Annotated in this window: 24 protein-coding genes; 8 read left to right on the forward strand and 16 right to left on the reverse strand. The window is 77.1% G+C overall.

Annotated features, from left to right (window positions below):
- The first annotated feature begins 315 nt into the window (after window positions 1-315).
- Both ACRYM0_RS03990 and ACRYM0_RS03995 read left to right on the forward strand, forming a co-directional pair.
- The gene (locus tag ACRYM0_RS03990) at window positions 316-2,043 is read left to right on the forward strand and encodes a DEAD/DEAH box helicase (RefSeq protein WP_432502373.1); all 1,728 of its coding nucleotides are present in this window, start codon (window positions 316-318) and stop codon (window positions 2,041-2,043) included.
- A 42-nt stretch (window positions 2,044-2,085) separates the two neighbouring features.
- Complete coding sequence (locus tag ACRYM0_RS03995) at window positions 2,086-2,862, forward strand: oxygenase MpaB family protein (protein WP_432502376.1); 777 nt, start codon at window positions 2,086-2,088, stop codon at window positions 2,860-2,862.
- Here ACRYM0_RS03995 and ACRYM0_RS04000 read toward each other — a convergent pair.
- From ACRYM0_RS04000 to ACRYM0_RS04010, 3 genes are all read right to left on the reverse strand, one after another.
- A complete protein-coding gene (locus ACRYM0_RS04000) occupies window positions 2,846-3,451 on the reverse strand; it encodes a MarC family protein (RefSeq protein ID WP_432502378.1) in 606 nt (201 codons plus the stop codon). The two genes, ACRYM0_RS03995 and ACRYM0_RS04000, sit on opposite strands and share 17 nt — an antisense overlap.
- Window positions 3,448-4,326 carry a PHP domain-containing protein gene (locus tag ACRYM0_RS04005; protein ID WP_432502379.1) on the reverse strand — a complete coding sequence of 293 codons (879 nt, stop codon included), beginning with the start codon at window positions 4,324-4,326 and terminating at the stop codon, window positions 3,448-3,450. The genes ACRYM0_RS04000 and ACRYM0_RS04005 overlap by 4 nt, the downstream gene beginning before the upstream one ends.
- Window positions 4,327-4,396: 70 nt before the next feature.
- The gene (locus ACRYM0_RS04010; RefSeq protein WP_432502382.1) at window positions 4,397-5,053 is read right to left on the reverse strand and encodes a DUF6758 family protein; all 657 of its coding nucleotides are present in this window, start codon (window positions 5,051-5,053) and stop codon (window positions 4,397-4,399) included.
- Window positions 5,054-5,159: 106 nt separating this feature from the next.
- On the opposite strand from ACRYM0_RS04010, the gene ACRYM0_RS04015 reads away from it, so the two are divergent.
- Complete coding sequence (locus ACRYM0_RS04015) at window positions 5,160-6,818, forward strand: aminopeptidase P family protein (protein ID WP_432502384.1); 1,659 nt, start codon at window positions 5,160-5,162, stop codon at window positions 6,816-6,818.
- A 6-nt stretch (window positions 6,819-6,824) separates the two neighbouring features.
- On the opposite strand, the gene ACRYM0_RS04020 is transcribed toward ACRYM0_RS04015, so the two are convergent.
- Window positions 6,825-7,685 carry a YflT domain-containing protein gene (locus ACRYM0_RS04020; RefSeq protein WP_432502386.1) on the reverse strand — a complete coding sequence of 287 codons (861 nt, stop codon included), beginning with the start codon at window positions 7,683-7,685 and terminating at the stop codon, window positions 6,825-6,827.
- 129 nt (window positions 7,686-7,814) lie between these two features.
- Window positions 7,815-8,420: a Dps family protein gene (locus ACRYM0_RS04025; protein WP_432502388.1), complete on the reverse strand. Its 606-nt coding sequence runs from the start codon at window positions 8,418-8,420 to the stop codon at window positions 7,815-7,817.
- Window positions 8,421-8,505: 85 nt separating this feature from the next.
- Here ACRYM0_RS04025 and ACRYM0_RS04030 point away from each other — a divergent pair, with 85 nt between their 5' ends.
- The 4 genes from ACRYM0_RS04030 (at window position 8,506) to ACRYM0_RS04045 (ending at window position 13,419) form a co-directional block, all read left to right on the forward strand.
- On the forward strand, window positions 8,506-9,783 hold the full coding sequence (locus tag ACRYM0_RS04030) for a magnesium transporter MgtE N-terminal domain-containing protein (RefSeq protein WP_432502389.1): 1,278 nt from the start codon (window positions 8,506-8,508) through the stop codon (window positions 9,781-9,783).
- Window positions 9,776-10,450, forward strand: coding sequence for a DUF1003 domain-containing protein (locus ACRYM0_RS04035; RefSeq protein ID WP_432502391.1), 675 nt, complete (start codon window positions 9,776-9,778; stop codon window positions 10,448-10,450). Before ACRYM0_RS04030 ends, ACRYM0_RS04035 begins: the two co-directional genes overlap by 8 nt.
- Window positions 10,451-10,476: 26 nt before the next feature.
- Window positions 10,477-12,219, forward strand: coding sequence for a GspE/PulE family protein (locus ACRYM0_RS04040; protein WP_432502393.1), 1,743 nt, complete (start codon window positions 10,477-10,479; stop codon window positions 12,217-12,219).
- Window positions 12,220-12,294: 75 nt separating this feature from the next.
- Window positions 12,295-13,419, forward strand: coding sequence for an Mrp/NBP35 family ATP-binding protein (locus ACRYM0_RS04045; RefSeq protein ID WP_432502434.1), 1,125 nt, complete (start codon window positions 12,295-12,297; stop codon window positions 13,417-13,419).
- A gap of 46 nt (window positions 13,420-13,465) precedes the next feature.
- On the opposite strand, the gene ACRYM0_RS04050 is transcribed toward ACRYM0_RS04045, so the two are convergent.
- Genes ACRYM0_RS04050 through sigE form a run of 4 tightly spaced genes read right to left on the reverse strand, consistent with a single transcriptional unit; the run spans window position 13,466 to window position 16,427 of the window.
- Entirely contained in the window at window positions 13,466-13,885 is a 420-nt protein-coding gene (locus ACRYM0_RS04050) for a twin-arginine translocase TatA/TatE family subunit (RefSeq protein WP_432502395.1), read from the reverse strand.
- 9 nt (window positions 13,886-13,894) lie between these two features.
- On the reverse strand, window positions 13,895-15,175 hold the full coding sequence (locus ACRYM0_RS04055; RefSeq protein ID WP_432502397.1) for a S1C family serine protease: 1,281 nt from the start codon (window positions 15,173-15,175) through the stop codon (window positions 13,895-13,897).
- Window positions 15,172-15,753 carry an anti-sigma factor family protein gene (locus ACRYM0_RS04060; protein WP_432502399.1) on the reverse strand — a complete coding sequence of 194 codons (582 nt, stop codon included), beginning with the start codon at window positions 15,751-15,753 and terminating at the stop codon, window positions 15,172-15,174. Before ACRYM0_RS04060 ends, ACRYM0_RS04055 begins: the two co-directional genes overlap by 4 nt.
- Complete coding sequence (gene sigE / locus ACRYM0_RS04065; RefSeq protein WP_432502400.1) at window positions 15,750-16,427, reverse strand: RNA polymerase sigma factor SigE; 678 nt, start codon at window positions 16,425-16,427, stop codon at window positions 15,750-15,752. The genes ACRYM0_RS04060 and sigE overlap by 4 nt, the downstream gene beginning before the upstream one ends.
- Window positions 16,428-16,580: 153 nt before the next feature.
- Between sigE and ACRYM0_RS04070 the strand changes: the two genes are divergently transcribed.
- Complete coding sequence (locus ACRYM0_RS04070) at window positions 16,581-17,222, forward strand: O-methyltransferase (protein WP_432502402.1); 642 nt, start codon at window positions 16,581-16,583, stop codon at window positions 17,220-17,222.
- A gap of 19 nt (window positions 17,223-17,241) precedes the next feature.
- Here ACRYM0_RS04070 and ACRYM0_RS04075 read toward each other — a convergent pair whose 3' ends face one another.
- The 7 genes from ACRYM0_RS04075 to dapE form a co-directional block, all read right to left on the reverse strand.
- Window positions 17,242-18,792 (reverse strand): leucyl aminopeptidase family protein, encoded by a 1,551-nt coding sequence (locus ACRYM0_RS04075; RefSeq protein WP_432502404.1) that lies wholly within the window; start codon window positions 18,790-18,792, stop codon window positions 17,242-17,244.
- A gap of 115 nt (window positions 18,793-18,907) precedes the next feature.
- Window positions 18,908-19,075, reverse strand: a complete 168-nt coding sequence (locus ACRYM0_RS04080) for a DUF3117 domain-containing protein (RefSeq protein ID WP_166611043.1) — start codon at window positions 19,073-19,075, stop codon at window positions 18,908-18,910.
- Between the two features lie 149 nt (window positions 19,076-19,224).
- On the reverse strand, window positions 19,225-20,505 hold the full coding sequence (locus ACRYM0_RS04085) for a hypothetical protein (protein WP_432502406.1): 1,281 nt from the start codon (window positions 20,503-20,505) through the stop codon (window positions 19,225-19,227).
- Window positions 20,502-21,008: an SRPBCC family protein gene (locus ACRYM0_RS04090; RefSeq protein ID WP_432502408.1), complete on the reverse strand. Its 507-nt coding sequence runs from the start codon at window positions 21,006-21,008 to the stop codon at window positions 20,502-20,504. Before ACRYM0_RS04090 ends, ACRYM0_RS04085 begins: the two co-directional genes overlap by 4 nt.
- Complete coding sequence (locus ACRYM0_RS04095) at window positions 20,987-21,268, reverse strand: DivIVA domain-containing protein (RefSeq protein ID WP_432502410.1); 282 nt, start codon at window positions 21,266-21,268, stop codon at window positions 20,987-20,989. The genes ACRYM0_RS04090 and ACRYM0_RS04095 overlap by 22 nt, the downstream gene beginning before the upstream one ends.
- A complete protein-coding gene (locus ACRYM0_RS04100; protein ID WP_432502412.1) occupies window positions 21,265-21,924 on the reverse strand; it encodes an LOG family protein in 660 nt (219 codons plus the stop codon). Before ACRYM0_RS04100 ends, ACRYM0_RS04095 begins: the two co-directional genes overlap by 4 nt.
- Before the next feature lies 1 nt (window position 21,925).
- Complete coding sequence (gene dapE, locus ACRYM0_RS04105; protein WP_432502436.1) at window positions 21,926-23,083, reverse strand: succinyl-diaminopimelate desuccinylase; 1,158 nt, start codon at window positions 23,081-23,083, stop codon at window positions 21,926-21,928.
- Window positions 23,084-23,139: the final 56 nt, after the last annotated feature.

Raw genomic sequence — 23,139 nt, forward strand, 5'->3', positions numbered from 1 at the left:
CTCCCAGCGCTGCTCGCGCGAGCCGTCGGCGACGACCCGGGCGCCGGCGGAGAGCTGCGCCGGCACCGCGCCCCCGGGGGCGCCGAACCGCACCCCGCGCACCCCGGTGCGCCCGCGGCGTCGCCGTCGGTGGCCGACGGTTACCATGGTCGTGTTCAGGGTTGCCCGGTCGTCAGTAGCGATCGGCTGCCGACTGCCGCGACGCGGCCGCGCACCGCAGGACGAGCCCGTGACGGGACACCGACGAACCTCTCGGCGTCCCCTCCCCGCAGGGCGCCCGGTGCCCGGGCCGCCGCCGCCCCGCACGGGAGACGCATGACCGACGCAGCGGGGTCCACCACGACCCCCGAGACCACCGACACCACCGACACGAGCCCCGCGGCCGAGCCCGCCGGCTTCGCCGCGCACGGCGTGGACGAGCGCATCGTCCGCGCCCTGACCGGCGCGGGCATCACCAGCCCGTTCCCCATCCAGGCGATGACGCTGCCCGTGGCCCTGTCGGGCCACGACATCATCGGCCAGGCCAAGACCGGCACGGGCAAGACCCTCGGCTTCGGCGTGCCGCTGCTGCAGCGCACCGCCGTCCCCGGTGACCCCGCGTACGACGCGCTGGCGGCCCCCGGCAAGCCGCAGGCCCTCGTCGTGGTGCCCACGCGCGAGCTGGCGACCCAGGTCGCCGGCGACCTGACCACCGCGAGCCGCGTCCTGGGCACCCGCATCCTCACCGTCTACGGCGGCCGCGCCTACGAGCCGCAGATCGAGGCCCTCGCCAAGGGCGTCGACGTGGTCGTGGGCACCCCCGGCCGCCTGCTGGACCTGGCGCAGCAGAAGCACCTGGACCTCTCGCACGTCACCTGCGTCGTCCTCGACGAGGCCGACGAGATGCTCGACCTGGGCTTCCTGCCGGACGTGGAGCGCCTGCTGGGGCAGACGTCCCCCGCCCGCCAGACCATGCTCTTCTCCGCGACGATGCCCGGGGCCGTGGTGGCGCTGGGCCGCTCGTACATGCGCCAGCCCACCCACATCCGCGCGGTGGACCCCACCGACGACGGCGCCACCGTGGCCGCCATCACGCAGTTCGTGTACCGCACGCACGCGATGGACAAGGTGGAGGTGCTCGCCCGCCTGCTGCAGGCGGAGGGCCGCGGCCTGACGATCGTGTTCAGCCGCACCAAGCGCACCGCCGCGTCGGTGGCCGAGCAGCTCGCCGAGCGCGGCTTCGCCGCGGCCAGCATCCACGGCGACCTGGGCCAGGGGGCGCGCGAGCAGGCGCTGCGCGCGTTCCGCTCCGGCAAGGTCGACGTCCTGGTGGCCACCGACGTCGCCGCCCGGGGGATCGACGTCGAGGACGTCACGCACGTGGTGAACTACCAGTGCCCCGAGGACGAGAAGACGTACCTGCACCGCATCGGGCGCACGGGGCGGGCCGGCAACACCGGCACGGCCGTCACGTTCGTGGACTGGGACGACCTGCCCCGCTGGGCGCTGGTCGACAAGGCCCTGAGCCTGGGCTTCGGGGAGCCGGCGGAGACGTACTCCAGCTCCCCGCACCTGTTCGAGGACCTCGGCATCCCGCAGGGCACGACGGGCCGCCTGCCGCGGACCCAGCGCACCCGCGCCGGTCTGGGGGCCGAGCAGCTGGAGGACCTGGGCGAGGTCGGTGCCGCCAAGGGCCGCCGCCCGCGCAGCGGGGACCAGCCCCGCGGCGACCAGCCCCGCGGGGAGCGGGCGCAGGGCGGACGGGCGCGGGCCACCACCGCCGAGGGCCCCGACGCGCAGGAGGCCACCGGTGCCGGGGACGCCGACGCGCAGGGGGCCGGCGCGGAGCGGCCCCGGCGCAGCCGCCAGCGCCGGCGCACGCGCGGCGGCGGGGACGGCACCACCGCCGCGGCCCGGGAGCCCGACGGCGAGCCCACCACGGCCGGCGACGTGCCTGCGACGGACGGTGATGGCGCCCCGCGCCGCCGCCGGCGCACGCGCAGCCGCACGGCGGCGCCCGCGGACGCGGCCGCCACGGCGGGCCCGGCGCCCGCCGCCGACTGACCCCGAGCTGCGATCACGGCCCCACCCGCGCAGGGTGGGGTCGTGCCCGTTCGTCCCTCGACCTCGCTCCCGCAGGCCGGCGAGAGCCCCGCGGGGGTGTCCGCGACGCTGCACCGGGGCCCCGTCCTGGAGGTCGCGCTGCTGTGCGCCGGGCTCCTGGAGGAGCTGCACCCGCTGCTGCGGCAGCTCGCCGCGCACGACCCGCGCCCGCGCTGGCACCGTGCCGCGGCCGCCGCGGCGCTGCTGCGCGCGGCGGGCACCGACCCGTGCCGGGCGATGGTGCTGGCGGCCCGCGAGCGCGCCGTGGACGGTGACGTGCACGTGCGCGCGGACGGCGCCGACCCCGACACCGCGGCCCTGCGGCACGCGCTGCGGGTGTCCTGCGTGCTGCGGGCCGCCACCGCGGCCGGGCGCGTACCGGCGCCGCCGGACGCCCAGCGCTACGTGGGTGAGCAGCGCTCCAGCGCCGTGCTGCTGGGCGCCGAGCCCGACGACCTGCCCTCCTGCCTCGAGGAGGTCGAGGCGGACGTCGAGCGGGTGCGCCTCGACGCCACCGGCGCGCGCCCGGCCGGGGCGCTGAGCGCGGTGGGTCCGCCGGGCGGGCGCGCGCCCGCGGGCCGGCGGGTGCCGCTGCCGGCGCTGGGCGACGCGCCGGGGCCGTGGCGGCGGGCCGGTGAGCTGGCCGGGGCCCTGCTGCCGGGCTGGGCGCGCGAGCTGTTCGCGCCGGCCCCCGGCGAGCTCGACGGGCCGCAGCTGCGCGAGGCCCTCGGCGCCCTGCCGTCGCTGGAGGCCGCTGCGGGGTTCAGGCCTCGCCCGTGACGAAGGCGCGGACCGCGTCGGCCACCAGCTGCACGGCGATGGCGGACAGCAGCAGACCCGCCACGCGCGTGACGAGCAGGACGCCGGAGTCGCCGAGCACGCGGTGCACGACCCCGGCGAAGCGCATCGCGAGGTAGAGGGTGACGTGCACGGCGACCACGCCGGCGGCGATGGCGAGGTGGTCGTCCCAGCCGCGCGACTGCTGCACGTAGACCATCGTCGCCACGATGGCGCCGGGACCGGCCAGCAGCGGCGTGCCCAGCGGCACGAGGGCGACGTTGACGCCGACCGTGGAGGTGGGTTCGTCGCCCTTGCCGGTGAGCAGCTCGAGCGCGATGAGCAGCAGCAGCAGCCCGCCGGCGGCCTGCAGCGCCGGCAGGCTGATGTGCAGGTAGTCCAGGATGCGCTGGCCGAACAGCGCGAAGGCGACGATCACGCCCAGGGCCACCAGGACGGCCTGGCGGGCGGCGCGCGAGCGCTCGGCCGTGCTGAAGGGCGCGGTGAGGCCGAGGAAGATCGGCACCGTCCCCAGCGGGTCCATGATGACGAAGAGGGTGACGAAGGTCTCCCCGAACAGCTGCCAGTTCACGAGCCGGGGACCTCGTCCCCGGCGGGGACGGCGTCCTCGGCCCGGACGGCACCGCCGGCCCGGGAGCTCAGCTCCTGCAGCACGTCCGGGTCGGTGGTGTTCTCCCCCAGGAGGTTGCGCTTGCCGGTGCCGTGGTAGTCGCTGGAGCCGGTGACGAGGAGGTCCAGGGAGCGCGCCAGGGCGCGCAGGTGGCGCCGCTCGGCGTCGCTGTGGTCGCGGTGGTCGACCTCGAGGCCCACGAGGCCGGCGGCCACCATCTCCTCCACCTCGGCGTCGCCCACGCAGCTGCCGCGCTTGGAGGCGGCGGGGTGGGCCAGGACCGGCACGCCGCCCGCGGCGCGCACCAGGCCGATCGCCTCCAGGGGGTCGGGGGCGGTGTGCGGGACGAAGTAGGGGCTGCGCCCGGACAGCAGGGTCGCGAAGGCCTCGTCGCGGTCGGCGACGATCCCGGCGGCGACGAGGGCGTCGGCGATGTGCGGGCGGCCGATGGTGGCCTGGCCGTGCACGTGCTCGAGGACGTCCTCCCAGCGCAGGCCGGTGTCGGCGGTCATCCGCTCGACCATGCTGCGGGCGCGGGTGCGCCGGGAGGTGCGGGAGGCGTCGAGCATGCCCACCAGGGCCGCCTCGGCGGGGTCGTGCCAGTACGAGAGCAGGTGCACGGACACGCCGTGCGCCAGGCAGCTGACCTCCATGCCGGGCACGACGCGCACGCCCAGCCGCTCGCCGGCGCTCAGCGCCTCGGCCCAGCCGCTGGTGGTGTCGTGGTCGGTGAGGGCCACGACGTCCAGACCGGCCCGGGCGGCGGACTCGACGACCCCGGAGGGTGGTTCGGTGCCGTCGGAGGCGGTGGAGTGCGTGTGCAGGTCGATGCGCACCGGGCGAGCTTACCGGCGCACGCCCCGGGCCCCGGGCGGCGTGCGGCGGCCGCGGGCGCGGGGGCGGGGCTCAGGCCCACTGCACGCGCGGCGACATCGCCCCGCACGGCGCGTCCGGCACCGGGCGGCGCTCGCGCAGCTCGACGAGCTCGAGGTCGTCCAGCAGCGTGGCGCCGGCGCTGGCGGGCCACAGCAGCACCCACAGCCACACGCCGCCCGCCTCCCCCACCAGCACGGCGCGGTCCCCCTCCGCCGGCACCGGCCACAGGGGGGTGACCGCTCCGGCGGCGTGCGCGCGCGCGACGGGCGGGCCCGCGACGAGCCCGTCGCCGGGGTCGACGTCCCCCCGGCCGGCCAGGTGCGCGCCCAGGCCGGTGCCGGGCCGCTCGGAGACCACGAGCAGCTCCGCCACCGCCGGCGCGGGGTGCGGGCCGTGGCGCGGACCGTGGTGGGGGCCGCTGGCGGCCACGACGACGGCCTGCGCCTCGTGCCGGTCGTCGCGCACGCAGCGGGTGCCGGTGAGCAGCCAGCCGGGCGGCAGGGGCCACGGCAGCCACACCGGCACGTCGGAGTGGCGGGCGATCCACTCCAGGTGGACCGCGTCGGCGGGCTGCGCCGGCTGCAGGGGGACCACCTCGCCGTGGGCCGCGCAGGTGGCCGAGGAGTGCCAGATGCTGGGCGCCCGGACCGCGTCGTCGCAGCGGGGGCACCTCGCCGTACCGCTCATGCCTCACCGTCCTACGCTCCGCGCACGGCGTCAACCCAGGCGTCACTGTGCGTGATCGACGGCCCGGGGGCGGACGGCCGGCGCCCGCCGGGGGGATGATGGCCCGGTGACCGCCGCCGCGACCCAGTCGACCACCACGCCGACCACCACGCCGGCCAGCACGCCGGCCAGCACCGCCGGCCAGGACCCGGAGCAGCCCGTGAGCGAGCTGCTCGACGCCCAGCACCCGGAGGGCCAGGAGGGCGCCGCGCCCGGCGAGGACCCCGAGGACGCGAAGTCGCACCGCACGGTGCCCCGCTCGGCCGCCTTCCGCCGCTTCATCGCCCAGGGCTGGGGCCCGCGCCCGGCCGAGGACGACGAGCCCGCGGAGGCCGCACCGTACGCCGCCCGCCGCAGGGAGGTGCTGTCCTCCCTGTTCCCGGGCGAGGTGCTCGTCGTGCCCGCGGGGCCGCTGGTGCGCCGCTCCAACGACTGCGACTACCGCTACCGGCCCCACTCGGCGTTCGCCCACCTGACCGGCCTGGGCACCGACCGCGAGGCCGACGCGGTGCTCGTCCTGCACCCGCGCGACGCCGACGACCGCGACCCGGGGCGCGAGGGCCCCGATGGTGGCCACGAGGCCGTCCTCTACCTGCGCCCGCAGGGCAGCCGCGACTCCGAGGAGTTCTACGCCAACGCCCGCTACGGCGAGCTGTGGGTGGGCCCGCGCCCGAGCCTGGCCGCGCAGGAGGCCGTCACCGGCATCACCTGCCGCGACGTGGCCCTGCTGGCCGAGGAGCTCGGCGCCTCGGCCGCCGCGGCGGGCACCGCGGGCCTGCGGGTGGTCGCCGACGCCGACCCGGCCGTCACCGCGCTGCTGGCGCCGCTGCGCACCGCGCCCGCCGAGCACGTGCGCGCCGCCGACGACGAGCTCGCCACCGCCCTGTCGGAGCTGCGGCTGGTCAAGGACGAGTGGGAGGTGCGCCAGCTGCGCCAGGCCGTGGCGGCCACCGTGCGCGGCTTCGAGGAGGTCGTGCGGGCTCTGCCGCGCGCCGTGGGGCACCCGCGCGGCGAGCGCGTGGTCGAGGCCGCCTTCGACGGCACCGCCCGCGTGGAGGGCAACGGGGTGGGCTACGAGACGATCTCCGCGGCCGGCGACCACGCCTGCACGCTGCACTGGATCCGCAACGACGGCCCGGTGCGCCCCGGGGACCTGCTGCTGCTGGACGCCGGGGTGGAGGCGGACTCCCTGTACACCGCCGACGTCACCCGCACCCTGCCGGTGCAGGGCCGCTTCAGCGAGGCCCAGCGCCGCGTCTACCAGGCCGTCCTGGACGCCGCGGACGCCGCGTTCGCGGTCGCCCGGCCGGGGGTGCGCTTCCGCGAGGTGCACGAGGCTGCGATGCGCGTCATCGCCGACCGCCTCTCAGCGTGGGGCGTGCTGCCGGTGGACGCCGGGACCTCGCTGGAGCCGGAGGGGCAGTACCACCGCCGCTGGATGGCCCACGGCACCAGCCACCACCTGGGCCTGGACGTGCACGACTGCGCGCAGGCCCGGCGGGAGATGTACCTGGACGCCGAGCTGCGCCCCGGCATGGTGTTCACCATCGAGCCGGGCATCTACGTCAAGGCGGAGGACGAGCTCGCCCCGCCGGAGCTGCGCGGCATCGGCGTGCGCATCGAGGACGACGTGCTGGTCACCGCCGACGGCGTGGAGAACCTCTCCGCGGCCCTGCCGCGCGAGGCCGACGCCGTCGAGGCGTGGATGGCCTCGCTGCGCGGCTGAGGGGCCTCAGCGGGCCGCGTCCTCGCCGGGGCCCTCCCGGCGGGCGTCCTCGTCGAGGGCGCGGCGCTCCGCCTCCCGGCGGGCCCGGCGCTGCTCCTCGACCTTCTCCGCGTAGGTGGGGCCGGACAGGTCCGGCTCCGCCGGGGCCTGCTCCTGCTCCGCCGGTCCGTCCGCGGGGCGCTGCCCCGCCGGCGGGGGCGGCGGCGCGGCCGGTCCCGTGCCGGGCTGCGGCGGCGGCATCCAGCCCTGCGGGGCGCCCGCGCGCGAGGAGGGGTCCGGCGCGCCCCACGGCCCCTGCCCACCACCGGCGGCGTGCGAGCCGGGTGCGGGCGGAGGGGCGCCCCAGGCCCCCTGCTGCGGGCCCGCGCCCCGCCCGAAGCCGTTGGGCAGCTTGGACAGCACCTGCCGCGCCTGGCCGGACATCTGCGGCATGCACAGCACGACGTACTCGCCGGCGACGATCTGGCTGGCGGAGGTGAAGTCGCGGCGCCCGCCCGTCAGCGCGTAGGAGATGACGGCGAAGAGCATGCCGAACCCGGCGCCGATGAGCAGGCCGGTGAGCAGGCCGGCGGTGCCGCCGTTGCCGAACACCGACAGCATCAGCCCGATGAGCAGGCCGAACCACGCCCCCGAGGCCGCCCCCGCCCCGGCCGCGCGCCCGTAGGTCAGCCGGCCCGTCACCCGCTCCACCATCTGCAGGTTGTTGCCCACGATGGTCACGTTCTGGACGGGGAAGTGCTCGTCGGAGAGGAAGTCCACGGCCCGCTGGGCCTCCGCGTACGTGGCGTAGCGGCCGATCGCCTCCCCCTGCGGGGGTGTGGGGGCGCTCAGGCGCTGCTGGCCACCCATGGGCCCGAGGTTGGACATGACGACATCCTCACCGGTTCGACTGGTGCCGCCCGCACCGGGCGGGGGCGGGGGCGCTCGCGCCCCTCACCCGCCCCAACGCACCCGGTGCGGTGATCGTGCCCGCACCGGGTGCGGGCGGTGGGAGGCTCAGGCGCTCTGGCGCTTGACGCCGGCGCGCTCGCCGGCCTTGCGGGTGGCCTGCACCTCGGTGTCGGCGCCCGCGGTGGACAGCTCGCCGCCGGCGGTCTCCAGGTGGGCGCGCACGAACCAGTGGTACTGCTCCAGCACGCCGCTCTGGCTGGTGAGCAGGTCCTCGGTGACCGGGTCGATCTCGCCGGCCGCCTCGATGGCGGAGCGGTGGTCCTTGATGACGCCCGCGTAGACGAGGTCCAGCGCGCCGAGGTGCTCGATGGCGCCGGCGCGGCCGATCGAGTAGTCGTCCCAGTCGCGGTCGGCGACCAGCGCGGCGGGCGTGCCCACCGGCGAGGCGCCCAGGGTGGCGATGCGCTCGGCGACGGCGTCGGCCATCTCGCGCACGGCGTCCACCTGCGGGTCGAGCATCTGGTGCACGGCGATGAAGTGCGGCCCCACCACGTTCCAGTGCACGTGCTTGAGGGTCAGGTGCAGGTCGGTGAGGGCGTTGAGGCGGTTCTGCAGGATGGCCGCGACCTCGCCGCCCTGCTCGTTCGAGAGTCCGGGGACGGTGTAGAGGGGGTTCCCGGACGCCTTCAGCTTCTTGCTCTCCTTGGCCATGGCGCCACGGTAGGAGGGCACCGGCGCTCCCGCGCGCCGAGATCCGGGCGGCCCCGCGCACGCGGGGCCCTCTAGCCTGAGGCGCGTGACCGGTTCCCCCAAGCGCGTCTTCGCCGCCCGGCTGGCGGGCACGTCCGTGTTCGACCCGCAGGGCGACCAGGTGGGCCGGGTCCGCGACGTGGTGGGCGTGCTGCGCCCGCGCGGGCCGCAGCGCGTCATCGGCCTGGTCGTGGAGGTCCCCGGCCGCCGTCGCGTGTTCGTGCCCATGACGCGCGTCACCAGCGTCGACACCGGGCAGGTCCTGACCACCGGCCTGGTGAACATGCGCCGCTTCGAGCAGCGCGGCACCGAGACGCTGCTGCTGGGCGAGCTGCTGGACCGCACCGTGCAGCTGACCGACGGCAGCGGGGTCGCGACCATCGAGGACCTCGGCCTGGAACCGGTGCGCCCGCGCGACTGGCGGCTGACCAAGCTGTTCGTGCGCCGCGGCACCGCACCGCGCGGGCTGTCCGGGCGGCTGCGCCGGCGCGGGGAGACCATGACGGTGGACGTGGGCGCCGTGGTGGGGCTGACCACCACCGAGCTGGACCAGGGCGCCACGAACCTGCTGGCCGCCTTCGAGGAGCTGCGCGCCACCGACCTGGCGGACGTCATCCACGAGCTGACCCCCAAGCGCCGCGTGGAGGTCGCCGCCGCCCTGGACGACGAGCGCCTGGCCGACGTGCTGGAGGAGCTGCCCGAGGACGACCAGGTGGAGATCCTCTCCGCCCTGGAGGGCGACCGCGCCGCGCACGTGCTGGAGGAGATGCAGCCCGACGACGCCGCGGACCTCCTCTCGGACCTGCCGCCGGAGCAGGCCGAGCGGCTGCTGGCCCTGATGGAGCCGGACGACGCCGCACCGGTGCGCCGGCTGCTCGCCTACGACGAGCACACCGCCGGCGGCCTGATGACCTCCGACCCGGTGGTGCTGGCCCCCGACGACACGGTGGCCGAGGCGCTGGCGCACGTGCGCCGCGTGGAGCTGACGGCCCCGCTGGCCTCGGCGGTCTACGTGTGCCGCCCGCCGCTGGAGACGCCCACCGGCCGCTACCTGGGCACCGCGCACCTGCAGCGGCTGCTGCGCGAGCCGCCCCAGACGCCGCTGGGGCAGGTCATCGACAAGGACGTGGAACCGCTGGCCCCGGAGGAGACGCTGCAGGGCGTCACCCGGCAGCTGGCCGCGTACAACCTCGTCTCGATGCCGGTGGTGGACGAGGACGGGCACCTGCTGGGCGCGGTGACGGCCGACGACGTGCTGGACCACCTGCTGCCGGACGACTGGCGCGACGCCGAGGAGGAGGTCTTCGAGGTGGGTCGTGGCTGAGCGTTCCCCGCGCCGCGAGCGCCAGCGCGCCGAGGCCGTGGGGCTGGACACCCCGCGCGAGGCGCGCCGCCAGCTGCTGGCGCGCCCCCAGCTGGACCCGGACGCCTTCGGGCGGGCCAGCGAGGCGTTCGCCCGGTTCATGGGCACCGGCCGCTTCCTCGTCTACATGACGGCGTTCGTCGCGGTGTGGCTGGCGTGGAACACGTTCGCGCCGCCGAGCGCGCAGTTCGACCCGGAGGCGCTGAACTACACGCTGCTGACGCTCATCCTGTCGCTGCAGGCGTCCTACGCGGCGCCGCTGATCCTGCTGGCGCAGAACCGCCAGGACGACCGCGACCGCGTCCTGAACGAGCAGGACCGCGCCCGCGACGAGCGCGCCCTGGCCGACACCGAGTACCTCACGCGCGAGGTGGCGGCCCTGCGCATCGCGCTGCGCGACGTGGCCACCCGCGACTTCGTGCGCTCGGAGCTGCGCAGCGTGCTGGATGAGCTGCGCGAGGAGGACGCCGAGCGGGACGGCCGGGAGGCGGGCAAGCGCAAGGGCGGCAAGAAGCGCAAGCGCGCCGGCGAGGGCGGCGAGGAGGCGGCCGGTGCCGCGCGGAGCACCCCCGGGGGCGGTGCGCTCGGGGACCCCGCGGAGGACCAGGCGGGATCCCCCTCCAGCTGAGCACCCGGCGTGCCGATGCACTGTCCGTGACGACTCTCGACGACGCCCGCCCCGGTGCGCCCGCGCCCGCGGGCCAGACCCGCAGGCGCCTCGGCGACGTGCTCGTCGAGAAGGGCCTGCTGCTGCCGGAGGACCTCGACCACGCGCTGAACGAGCAGCGCAACGGGGAGGGCCCGCGCCGGCGCCTGGGGCAGATCCTCGTCGACCTCGGCCTGGTCTCCGAGGCGGAGCTGGCGCTGTGCCTGGCGGACCTGCTGAGCCTGGAGCACGTGGACCTGTCCAAGGTCAGCATCTCCCCGGACGTGGTGCGGCTGCTGCCGCGGGCGGTCGCCGAGCGCTGCCGCGTGCTGGTGCTGGACAAGACGCCCGAGTACCTGCTGGTGGCCGCCGCCGACCCCACCAACGTGCTGGCGCTGGACGACGTCAAGCTCTACACCCGCACCCCCGAGCTGCACGTCGTCGTGGCGATGGACTCGCAGATCCGCGACCACCTGGCGCGCGCCTGGTCGCTGACCGAGGACACCTCCCAGGTCAGCCGCATGGTCGAGGAGGCCGACGACGACGACGCGCAGGACGCGCTGGCGGCCCTGTCCGGCTCCGTCGACGACGACGCACCCATCGTCAAGCTCGTCAACCGGATCCTGTCCGACGCGGTGCGGCTGCGCTGCTCCGACATCCACCTGGAGTCCCAGCGCGACCAGCTGCGGGTGCGCTTCCGCGTCGACGGCCTGCTGCGCGACGTGATGAGCGCCCCCAAGCGCGTGGCGCCCAGCGTCATCAGCCGCATCAAGATCATCTCCGGTCTGGACATCTCCGAGCGCCGCGTGCCGCAGGACGGCCGCACCCGCGTGACCGTCGACGGCTCCGCGATCGACTGCCGCGTCTCGACGCTGCCGGCCCTGCACGGGGAGAAGGTCGTCATCCGCCTGCTCACCCGCGGCGACGACGTGCCCAGCCTGGAGTCGCTGGGCTTCGAGCCGGAGCAGCTGGACGTCTTCAGCCGGGCCCTGACCGTGCCGCAGGGCCTGGTGCTCATCACCGGCCCCACCGGCTCGGGCAAGACGAACACGCTGTACGCGGCCATCCACGCGACGATGAGCCCGGAGAAGAACATCATCACGCTGGAGGACCCCGTCGAGGTCCAGCTGCCGGGCATCACCCAGGTGCAGGTCAACACCAAGGTCGGCATGACCTTCTCCGCCGGCCTGCGCTCGGTGCTGCGCCAGGACCCCGACATCGTCCTCATCGGTGAGGTCCGCGACTCCGAGACCGCCGAGCTGGCGCTGAAGGCGTCCATGACCGGTCACCTCGTGCTGACCACCCTGCACACCAACTCCGCCGTCGGGGCGCTGACCCGCCTGGTGGACATGGGCGCCGCCCCGTTCCTGGTCGCCAGCTCGCTGACGGCCGCGATCGCGCAGCGCCTGGTCCGCAAGCCGTGCGACTCCTGCGCCGACGGGTACATCCCGGACGAGGACACCCTGGCGCTGCTGGGCCTGACGATCGAGGACATCCTCGACGCCACCCCGCTGCGCGGCACCGGCTGCCCCGACTGCGGCGGCACCGGCTACCGCGGCCGCACCGCCGTGTACGAGGTCCTCGACGTCACGCCCAGCGTCCGCAAGGTCCTCATGAGCACGCCGACGGAGTCGGCGCTGACCGAGGAGGCCGCCCGCATCGGCATGAGCACCCTGCGCACCTCCGCGCTGGCGAAGGCCATGCGCGGGGAGACGACCTTCGAGGAGGTCGTGCGCGTCACCGCGGGCTGAGCCCGGCGGCTGAACCGACCGGCGCTGGACCCGCGGGCGGTGCCGCACCGGGCGCGGACGTACCCTGGCGGCGTGCTGCCCACCCCCGACGCCGTCCGCACCGCGCTGAACGCGGTGAACGACCCCGAGCTGCACCGGCCCATCACGGAGCTGGGGATGGTCGAACGGGTGGACGTGGGCGACGACGGCGTCGTGTCCGTTCGGGTGCTGCTGACGACCGCCGGCTGCCCCATGCGCGACCGGCTGACCTCGGACGTGACCGCGGCCGTGCGGGGCGTGGCGGGCGCGCGCGGCGTGCGGGTGGCCTTCGGGGAGATGACGCCCGAGCAGCGGGCCGAGCTGACGGTGAAGCTGCGCGGGAGCACGCAGGCCGCGCCCACCATCCGGTTCAACGAGCCGGGCAACCTGACGCGCGTCTACGCCGTCGCCTCCGGCAAGGGCGGGGTGGGCAAGTCCAGCGTCACGGTGAACCTGGCGGCGGCGATGGCCGCCGACGGGCTGCGGGTCGGCGTGCTGGACGCCGACGTGCACGGCTTCTCCGTGCCGCGCCTGCTGGGCGTCACCGGCCGCCCGACGAAGGTGGACTCGCTGATCCTGCCGCCCACCGGGCACGGGGTGCGCGTCATCTCCATCGGCATGTTCGTGCCGGGCAACGAGCCCGTCGCGTGGCGCGGGCCGATGCTGCACCGGGCGCTGCAGCAGTTCGCCTCCGAGGTGTTCTGGGGCGACCTGGACGTGCTCCTGCTGGACCTGCCCCCGGGCACCGGCGACATCGCCATCAGCGTGGGGCAGCTGCTGCCGGGCGCGGAGGTGCTGGTGGTCACCACGCCGCAGGCCGCGGCCGCCGAGGTCGCCGAGCGGGCCGGGGCGGTGGCGGCGCAGACGTCCCAGCGCGTGGTGGGCGTGGTGGAGAACATGAGCTGGCTGCAGCTGCCCGACGGTGAGCGCATGGAGCTGTTCGGCTCCGGCGGTGGCGCGCGGGTGGCGGCCTCGCTGACCGAGCGGCTGGGCACCCCGGTGCCGCTGTTGGGTCAGGTCCCGATGGACGTGACGCTGCGCGAGGGTGGCGACGCGGGGGTGCCGGTGGTGCTCAGCGCGCCGGACTCCCCCGCCGCGGTGGCGCTGCGGGAGCTCGCGCGGGCCCTGGCCGTCCGGCCGCGGGGCCTGGCGGGCCGGCGGCTGGGCGTCAGCGTCGCCTGAGCGGCCCCGCCCGGGCGCTCCCGGTGGAGCCGCCCGGGGGCGTGCCTCAGGTGGCGTCCTCGTCGTAGGGCGCGGCGGCCGGCGCGGGTTCCTTCTTCTTCAAGTCCACCCCGGTGGTGGCGGACGCGCCGCCGGAGGAGCCGCCGGTGCCGTTGCGGGGCGCGGAGGCCGCGTGCGAACCGCTGTTCTTCTTGGGGGCCGGCTCGTCGTCCCAGACGTCCGACAGCGCGTCGCGCACGATGCGCCGCGGGTCGTACTGGCGCGGGTCGAGCTTCTGCCAGTCGATGTCGTCGAACTCCGGGCCGAGCTCCTCGCGCATCTGGGCCTGCGCGCCCTTGGCGAAGCGGCGCACCGACTTCACCAGGTGGGCGAGCTGCTCGGCGTACTGGGGCAGTCGCTCCGGGCCGAGGATCACCAGGGCCACCACGAGGAGGACGACCAGCTCGCCGCCGTTGATGCCGAACACGTCGCGATCCTAACCGTCGGCTTCGAGCGTCACGGGCACCTCGAGGTCCTGACCACCCCTGCGGACGGTCAGCGTCACCGTGTCGCCGGGCTGGCGGGCGCGGATGTCGACGATGAGCTCGGCGGGTTCGGTGACCGGGCGGCCGTCGACGGCCAGCACGACGTCCCCGGGCAGCAGGCCCGCGCGATCCCCGGGACCACCGGCCTGCACCGCCCCGGGCTGGTCCAGGACCCGGACCCCCTCGCCGCGGTACTGGCCGTCCAGGGAGACCCGGATGACGGGGTGCACGGCACGGCCGGTCCGGATGAGCTGCTCGGCGGTGCGCCGGGCCTGCTCGGAGGGGATGGAGAAGCCGAGCCCGATGCTGCCGGCGCTGCCGCCGACGACGGGCACCGAGGCGATGGCGGAGTTGACGCCGACGACCTGGCCGCGGGCGTCGAGCAGCGGGCCGCCGGAGTTGCCGGGGTTGATCGCGGCGTCCGTCTGGATGGCCTGGATGTAGGACGCCTCCCCCGCGCCGTCCCCGCCGGCGCTGACCGGCCGGTTCAGCGCCGAGACGATGCCCTCGGTGACCGTGCCCTGCAGCCCCAGCGGAGCCCCCACCGCGACGACCCGGTCGCCGACGACGACGCTGCCGGAGTCGCCCATCGCCAGCGCCCGCAGGCCGGGGCGCTCGACGCGCACGACGGCCAGGTCGTAGGAGGCGTCGGCGCCCACGACCTCGCCGGGGGCCTGCGCACCGTCCTGGAACAGGACGGTGACGCCGTCGTCGTAGGCGCCCGCCACGACGTGGTTGTTGGTGAGCACGAACGCCGCGGAGCCGCCGTCCACACCGGCGTCCAGGACGAAACCCGACCCCGTCCCCGCTCCCCCGCTGCCCTCCACCTGCAGGGAGACCACGCTGGGCAGGGCCGCGGCGGCGATGGCGGCCACGCTGCCCTCGGGCCGCGCGGTGGTGCCCGGGGCGGCCGCGGGCAGGGTGACGGTGGGGTACGTGCGCGCGCCGCCCCAGCGCTCCTGCAGCAGGGCCCCGGCGAAGCCGCCGGTGACGCCGAGCAGCAGCACCGCCGAGCCCGCGCCGAGCAGGCGCGCGGCGCGCCCGTCGCGGCGGGGGGCGGGAGGCGGCCAGGGGGGGCCGGGCTGCGCCGGCCAGGCCGGTTCCGGCTCGCCCCAGCCGGGCGGCGCGGGCTCGCCCCAGGCGGGGTCCGGCTGCGGGGGCCCGGCCCACGGGTCGCGGGGGTCCGCGCCGGTGCGCTGGTCCCGGTCCTCCGGCAGGGGCGGACCGCTCACGGGGCGGCCGGGGCGGTCGCCACCGCACCGGGCGCGGACGGGGTCGCCGGGACCGGCTCGGACGCCGCGGGAGAGGGGTTCGCGGGGGCGCTGGAGGGGGTGGTGCGCAGCTCCGCCACCGGCGCGGGGCCGCTCGCGTGCTGCCCGCCGAGGACGAGGAACCCGGCGATGCCCACACCGAGCAGGGAGAAGGTGCCGGCCAGCGCCGCGGCCACGGGACGCCGGCGGGCACGGCGCCCGGGGCGGGCCGACGGGCGCAGCGCCCGCGGGCGGGTGGTGTCCGGCCGGGCGGGCGGGGCGAGGCCGACGGCGGGGCGCGCGGGCGCCGCCATCGGCCGGTCGCGCGGCGGCAGCGGGCCGGTGGGGCCCCCGATGTCCAGCAGCCGCACCAGCAGGTCCCCGGAGACCTCCGGCTCGGGCAGGGCGCGCAGCCGGGCGCGGACGAGGCGCTCGGCCTCCACCGCCTCGGCGCACTCGCAGCAGGCGCGCAGGTGCTCGCCGGCGCGCAGCGCCGCGTCGGGAGCGAGCCGCCCGTCGACGAGCGGGCTGACCCGCGCGCCGAGGTGCGGTCCGCTCACGAGCGCTCCTCGCCCAGGGCCAGCCGGGCGGGGGGCGCCGCGGGCGGCCGCGGGGCGCGGTGCGCCAGGGCCGTGCGCAGCTGGGCGCGACCGCGGTGGATGCGCGAGCGCACCGTGCCGAGCTTCACGCCGAGGGTGGCGGCGATCTCCTCGTAGGAGAGCCCCTCGATGTCGCACAGCACGACCACGGCGCGGAAGTCCGGCGGCAGGGAGTCCAGCGCCGCCTGGACGTCGTCGTCGAGGTTGCGGTGCTCGAAGGCCCGCTCGGGGCTCACGTCCGTGCTGGGCAGCTTCTCCCCGGCGTCCTCGGCCAGCGCGTCGAAGCGGATGCGCTGCTTGCGGCGGACCTGGTCCAGGAAGAGGTTGGTGGTGATGCGGTGCAGCCACCCCTCGAAGGTGCCCGGCTGGTAGCTGGACAGGGAGCGGAAGACCCGCACGAACACCTCCTGCGTGAGGTCCTCGGCGTCGTGGCGGTTGCCCGTCAGGCGGTAGGCCAGGCGGTACACCCTGCCGGAGTGGTCGCGCACGACCTCCTCCCACGTCGGCGGCGCCCACGTCGAGGCGGCGACCGGCGACGGCTCGGCCGCCGGGGCACCGCCCGGGTCGTCTGGCACGGGGTTCCTCCTGGCACGGGCGGGAAGGGGGACCGCGAACGGCACCGCCACTGCTCCCATCGTCCCCCACTCCTCCCGCCGGGGCCACTCCCGGACGTGTGATCCAGCCCATCGGCTCCACCGGTCCCAACGGGCGTCGTACGCGGCCGGTTCCCGCGTCACCCGTCCGGCGGTCCCCGGGCCGTGAGCGACCCGATGCACTAGGTTGCCGGGGTGCCCCCGCCCGCGAAGCAGCCCGCCAGCTGGGTCTACGCCGAGCAGTTCACCGCCGAGGACGAGGTGCTGCAGGACGCCCGGGCCCGCGCGGCCGAGCTGGGCTGCGAACCGGTCTCCCCCGGTGTGGCGGCCGCGCTGACGGTCCTGGCGGCCACCGCACGGGCCCGCACCGCGGTGGAGGTCGGCACGGGCACGGGCGTGTCCACGGTGAGCCTGCTGCGCGGGATGGCCCCGGACGGGGTGCTGACCACCATCGACGTGCACGGGGAGCGCCAGCGCGCCGCCCGCGAGGCGGTCGCCGACGCGGGTGTGCGCACCAACCGCGCGCGCATGATCCCCGGCCGGGCGCTGGAGGTGCTGCCGCGGCTGACCGACGCCGCCTACGACCTCGTCCTGCTCGACGGCGACGAGCGCGAGTACTCGGCCTACGTGGAGCAGGCGCAGCGGCTGCTGCGCCCGGGCGGGCTCCTGGTCGTCGACGACGCCCTGTGGCAGGGGCGGGTCGCCGACCCCGCCGCGCGGGACGCGTCGACGGTCGCGCTGCGCGAGGTCGGGCGGGTCCTGGCGGAGGACGAGCGCTGGGTCTCGGCGCTGCTGCCGGCCGGCGAGGGCCTGCTGCTGGGCGTCAAGCGCGCCTGAGCCGGCCGCCCGGCCCCGCTCAGGCCAGCGACTCCAGCCAGCGCAGCAGCAACCGCGCCCCGAACCCGGTGGCGCCGCGGTTGACCTCGTGCTCGGCGGCGTCGGCGCGCCCGGGCCCGGCGATGTCCAGGTGCGCCCAGCGGCGCCCACCGGTGAACGGCTGCAGGAACTGCGCGGCGAGGATCGTGCCGGCCCCGGAGCCGGGCGCGGTGGCGACCTGCCGGGCGTCGGCGACGTCCGAGCGCAGCAGCTCGGCGTACTCGGGCACCAGGGGCAGGCGCCAGACCCGCTCCCCCGAGGCCCGCGCCGCGTCCTCCAGCTGCGCCGCGAGGTCGTCGTCGGTGGCGAACAGCGCGGCGTGCCGCTTGCCCAGGGCCAGCGGGGCGGCGCCGGTGAGGGTGGCGACGTCCACGAGCACGTCCGGCTCCAGCGCGGCGTGGGCGTGGGCGAGGGCGTCGCCGAGCACCAGCCGCCCCTCGGCGTCGGTGTTGTTGACCTCGGTGGTGCGTCCCCCGTGGTGGTGCACCACGTCGCCGGGGCGGTAGGAGGAGCCGCCGAAGGAGTTCTCGGCCAGCGCCAGCAGGCCGGTCACCCGCACGGGCAGCCGCAGCCGGGCCGCGGCGGCCACGACGGCCAGCACGACGGCCGCGCCGGTCATGTCGGTCTTCATCGACACCATCGACTCGCGCGGCTTCAGCGCCAGCCCACCGGTGTCGTAGGTGATGCCCTTGCCGGCGAGGACGACGTGCGGGGCGCCGGCCGCGGCGCGTCCGCGCGGGCGGTGGCGCACCTCCACCAGGGCCGGCGGGGACGGCGACCCGCCGCCCACGGCCAGCAGGCCGCCGAAGCCCTCGCGCCGCAGCTGCGCCTCCTCGCGCACCCGCACCGCCAGGCCGTGCTCTGCGGCGGCGGCGCGGGCCTGGTCCACCACCCAGGCGGGGTCCTTGAGGTTGGAGGGGGTGGCTGCGAGGTCGCGGGCCAGGACGGTCGCCGCGGCCAGCGCCTCGCCACGGCTCACGGCCGCGGGGGGGACGTCGCCCACGAGCACCAGGCGGCGCTCGGCCGGCTCATCCGCCGCCCGGGCCCCGGCGACCGGAGGGGCGTACGAGGCGAGCAGGAAGCCCTCGACGACGGCCCGCACGCCCTCGGCGCCGACGCCGTCGGCCAGGGTGGTGGCGACGTCCCCGGTGGGGCCCGCGGCGCGGGCCAGCGCGGCCCCGGCCCGGCGCAGCGCGCCCGGGGAGGAGTCCGCGACGCCCAGCACCAGCAACCGGCGGGGCGAGCCGGCGGGAGCCGGCACGGGCAGGCGGGTGCTGCGGCCGGCCTCGCCGGAGACCTCCTCCGCGGCGCACAGGGCGGCCAGGTCGACGCCGTAGCGCACGGCGGCGTCGGCGGCGCCCGGGCGCGGCTGCACGCCGTCCTCCCCCGGTGCCACCGGCACGGCGAGGACGTCGCAGCCGGTCAGGTCCGCCCCGGCCAGCGGACCGGGCACCAGGTGCACGGAGGGCGGGCTCCAGCGCCGCAGCTCGGGCTGCGCGGCACGCACGGGACCGGGGTGGGGAGTGCTCACGGGGCGTCCTGCCTGCTGTCGACGACGGGCCTTGCGACGGGTCCGCGGCACGGCGCCGCGGGTCGGGGCGCCGCGGGACGGGCACCTCGCGGCGCCCGTCCCGCGGCCGCGCTCCTCAGCCGACGACCGAGGTGATGGCCTCCCCGAGGGCACCGGCCTCGTCGGGGGTCATCTCGACGACGAGACGGCCCCCTCCTTCCAGCGGCATGCGCAGGACGATGCCGCGCCCCTCCTTGGTGACCTCCAGCGGACCGTCTCCGGTCCTCGGCTTCATGGCCGCCATCGGCGTGCGTCCTCTCTCGTGGTCCTCGTGCGCCCGCCGGTCGCGACCGGGTGCCGCGGCCGGGGTGTGTGCCTCCATCATCCCCCACGGGACCCCGTGTCGTGCGCCCGGGCACACCGGACGATCACCCGGACGCCCCGCGCGCCCCGTCACGGCGGCCAATCCGCCGGCGGGGAGAACCGCCACAGCCAGGCCGTCCACACGACCTGCAGGGCCAGCGAGGCCAGGACCCAGGCGCCCAGCGCCCCGCGGCGGCGGGGGTGCAGGCCCACCAGGCCACCCAGCGGGAACAGCAGGACGAGGTAGCGGAACAGGCTGGTGAACGGGTCCAGCACCAGCAGCAGGTACCCGACGTACGCCAGGCACCACGCGCGCAGGTCCGCGCCGAGGACGGCGGTGCGCCGGCCGAGCAGCCACGCGGTGTACGCGACGACCGCGGCCACGAGCAGCACGGGGCCGGCGACGGCGCCCAGGACGTGCTGCGACACGTCCCACCAGGGCCGCAGCCAGACGACCTCGCCGCCGCTGCGCCAGGCGCCCATCGTGGCGGTGTAGGCGTCGGCGCGGCCGGTGAGCAGCCACGCCGCTGCCGGCCACAGCAGCCCGGCCGCCCCGGAGCAGCCCAGCAGCACCAGGGCGCGCAGCGCCTCGCGCCCGCTCAGCACCGTCCCGCGGCGGTGCCCCGCCCGCGCGCGCAGCAGCAGGTGCACCAGCACCACCGCCGACAGCGGCACCGCCACCGGCCGGGTCAGCCCCAGCGCCAGGGCCACCGCACCGGCCGGCAGGTACCGCTGCCGCTGCAGCAGCAGCAGGAACGCCACGAGCAGCGCCAGCGCCGGGCCCTCGGTGTACGGCACCTGCAGCACCACCGAGGGGGGCGAGACGCAGAAGAGCACCGTCGCGCTCCACGCGCCGCGGCGGGCCGCGCCCGCCGTGCAGCGCGCCGCCAGGGCCCGGTGCAGCAGGGCGTGCACGCCCACGGCCGCGGCGGCCCCCGCCACCAGCGAGACCAGGGAACCCGCCCACGCGAACGGCAGGCCCGCGGCCACCAGCAGCCGGGCCAGCAGCGGGGCCAGCGGGTAGAAGGCCAGCTCCGACTGCACGGGGTCGCCGTCCGACCCCAGCGGCACCGCGTCGGGGTAGCCGTCCAGCGCGATGGAGCGGTACCAGGTGGCGTCCCACAGCACCAGCAGGTCCGCGTAGCCGGGGTCCTGCGGCGTCCAGTCGCTGGGCTGCTGGAAGCGCGCCACCTCGGCGAGGACGAACGCCGAGAACAGCCGCGCGAGCGCGTAGACGACCAGCACCCGCACGGCGGCCGGCAACCGCAGCCAGCGCAGCACCAGCCGCTGCCGGACCCACCGCCGCCGCACCCCGGCCCCGGCGGACCGGCTGGAGCGGGCGGGTGCCGCGGCGCGGCCCGGTGCGCTCACCGGCGCCCCTCCAGCTCGGGGCGGGCGGCGCGCAGCACCGCCTCGAAGGCGACCCGGCCCAGCAGGGCGGGCAGCGGGCCGCCGAGGGTGGCCAGCAGCGCCAGCGCGCGCGGGCGCACGAGGATCCGCTCGCTCCACTCCACCCGCGCCCGGCCGGGCCCGTCCTCGCGCACGACCAGGTCGACGACCCCGCCGAGCACGGCGCCGACCTTGCGCACCCGCACGCGCCCCTCGCGGCCGGGGGCGGGCGGGGTGCGCGAGACGACGACCATCTCGTCGTCGAGCACGAGCGGGCCCAGGCGGCTGACACCGGCGAAGCGCTCCCCCGGCTCGCCCGGCGTGCCGCCGCGGCGCTGGACCTCGGTGGCCGGCACCCACGCGCTCTGCCGCGGCCAGTCGGTGAGCACGTCGAACACGCGGCCCGGCTCGGCCCGCACGTCGGCGCGGGCGGTGAAGACGACCTCCCCCCGCCGCCGGGGGCTCAGTCCTCGGCGCTGCGCCACGCGGCGAGCTCCTCGTCGCGCTCGCGGATCTCCTCGCGCAGCCGGTCCAGGACGGCGTCGACCTCGTCCATCCGGTAGCCGCGCAGCGCCGTGGAGAAGCGCACCTCGTCCACGTCGGCGGCCAGCACCGGCCCCTCGGGCAGCCCGCGGAACGGGCGGGTGCTCGTGGCCGGCCCGAGCGCACCGCTGACCCGGCCGGTGGCGACGGCGGCGACCGCGCCCACGGCCAGCAGGACCAGCACGAGCAGCGCGATCGTCACGGCCGGTCCCCGCCGGGACCGCCGGGCAGCTCGCCGCGGCGTTCGCGGGGCAGGTCGCTGGGGTAGTCGGCGAAGGTGCCGACGATCTCCGAGCTGGGCAGCGAGACCCGCTCGCGCGGAGCCAGCTCCAGGTGGTCCAGGGCGTCGGCGGGGTCGTCGGTCCAGTGCACGACCTCGAAGACGAGGGGGCGGGCGAAGCGCCGCTCGACGAGCCCCTCCAGCCAGGTGCGCAGGCCCGCGTAGTGCCCGTCGAGGTCCAGCACGGCCAGCGGCTTGGTGTGCAGGCCGATGGTGCGCGCCACCCAGATCTCGAACAGCTCCTCCAGCGTGCCCAGCCCGCCGGGCAGCACGATGAAGGCGTCGGCGCGGGCGTCCATCTCCGCCTTGCGCTCGCGCATGTCCTCGGTGACGACGAGCTCGCTCAGCCCCTGCGGCGGCAGCTCCAGGTCCATGAGGGCCTTGGGCATGACCCCCGTGGTGCGGGCGCCGGCGGCCCGGGCGGCGGCCTCGGCCGCCCCCATGACGGAGGTCCCGCCCCCGCCGTAGACGAGGTCGTGGCCGCGCTCGCCGATGAGCCGGCCGACCTGCGCCGCGAGCTCGACGTGCCGGGCGTCGATGCCGCCGGAGGCGCTGCCGTACAGGCAGATGCTGCTCACCTCAGGCCACCTCCCCCGTGCCCAGCAGCCAGCCGCGCAGCACGGCCAGGCAGCGCTCGAGCTCGTCCACCCGGCAGCGCTCGTCGTCGGCGTGGGCGGTGGCGTTGTCGCCGGGGCCGTAGTTGACCGCGGGCACGCCGAGGGCGGAGAAGCGGGCGACGTCCGTCCAGCCGAACTTCGGCAGCGGCTCGGTGCCGGTGCGGCGCACGAACTCCGCGGCGGCCGGCAGGTGCAGGCCGGGGCGCGCGCCGTCGGCGGCGTCGGTGACGCGCACGTCGAAGCCGTCGAAGACCTCCCGCACGTGCGCCTCGGCCTGCGCGGCGGAGAACGCCGGGGCGAAGCGGTGGTTGACCGTCACGGTGCAGCGGTCGGGGATCACGTTGCCGGCGATGCCGCCGCTGATGCCCACGGCGTTCAGGCCCTCGCGGAAGAGGAGGCCCTCCACCTCCACCTCGCGCGGCCGGTACGCCGCCAGCCGCGCCAGGACGGGGGCGGCGGCGTGGATGGCGTTGCTGCCGCGCCAGGCGCGGGCGGAGTGCGCCGCCTTCCCCGTGGTGGTGACCTCCGCGCGCAGGGTGCCGTTGCAGCCGCCCTCCACCACCGCCGAGGACGGCTCCAGCAGGACCGCGAAGTCGGCGGCGAGCGCCTGCGGGGCGTTGCGCGCCAGGCGGCCCAGGCCGTTGCGGGCGGCCTCGACCTCCTCGTGGTCGTAGAAGACGAAGGTGACGTCCCGCTGCGGGGCGCGGCCGGCGGCGAGCGCGGCGGCGGTCTCGCGGGCCAGCACCAGCTGCACGGCCACTCCGCCCTTCATGTCGCAGGTGCCGCGCCCGACGAGCACGTCACCGTCGACGGGGTGCTGCTCGCGGCGCACCGGCAGGTTGGGCGGGTCGGCCAGCGGCACGGTGTCCAGGTGCCCGGCCAGCAGGACCCGCTCGGCGCGGCCCAGCCGCGTGCGGGCCACGACGGCGTCGCCGTCGCGCAGCACCTCCAGGTGCCCGCCCGGGCCGGCGAAGGAGCGCAGGGCGGCCTCCACCGCGTCGGCCAGGACGCGCTCGGCGCCGCTGACGGACTCGGTGTCGCACACCCGGCGGGTGAGCTCGACCACGTCGAGCGCGGGGTCGTCCAGGGCGGGCGCGGGGCCGGCGGGAGCGTGCTGCACGGGGGCGCTCGGGCTCGTGGCGGCGGGCGTCGGGGTCACGTCCCGAACCCTAGGCG

This window comes from Kineococcus arenarius subsp. arenarius (assembly GCF_050871845.1).
Taxonomy (GTDB): domain Bacteria; phylum Actinomycetota; class Actinomycetes; order Actinomycetales; family Kineococcaceae; genus Kineococcus.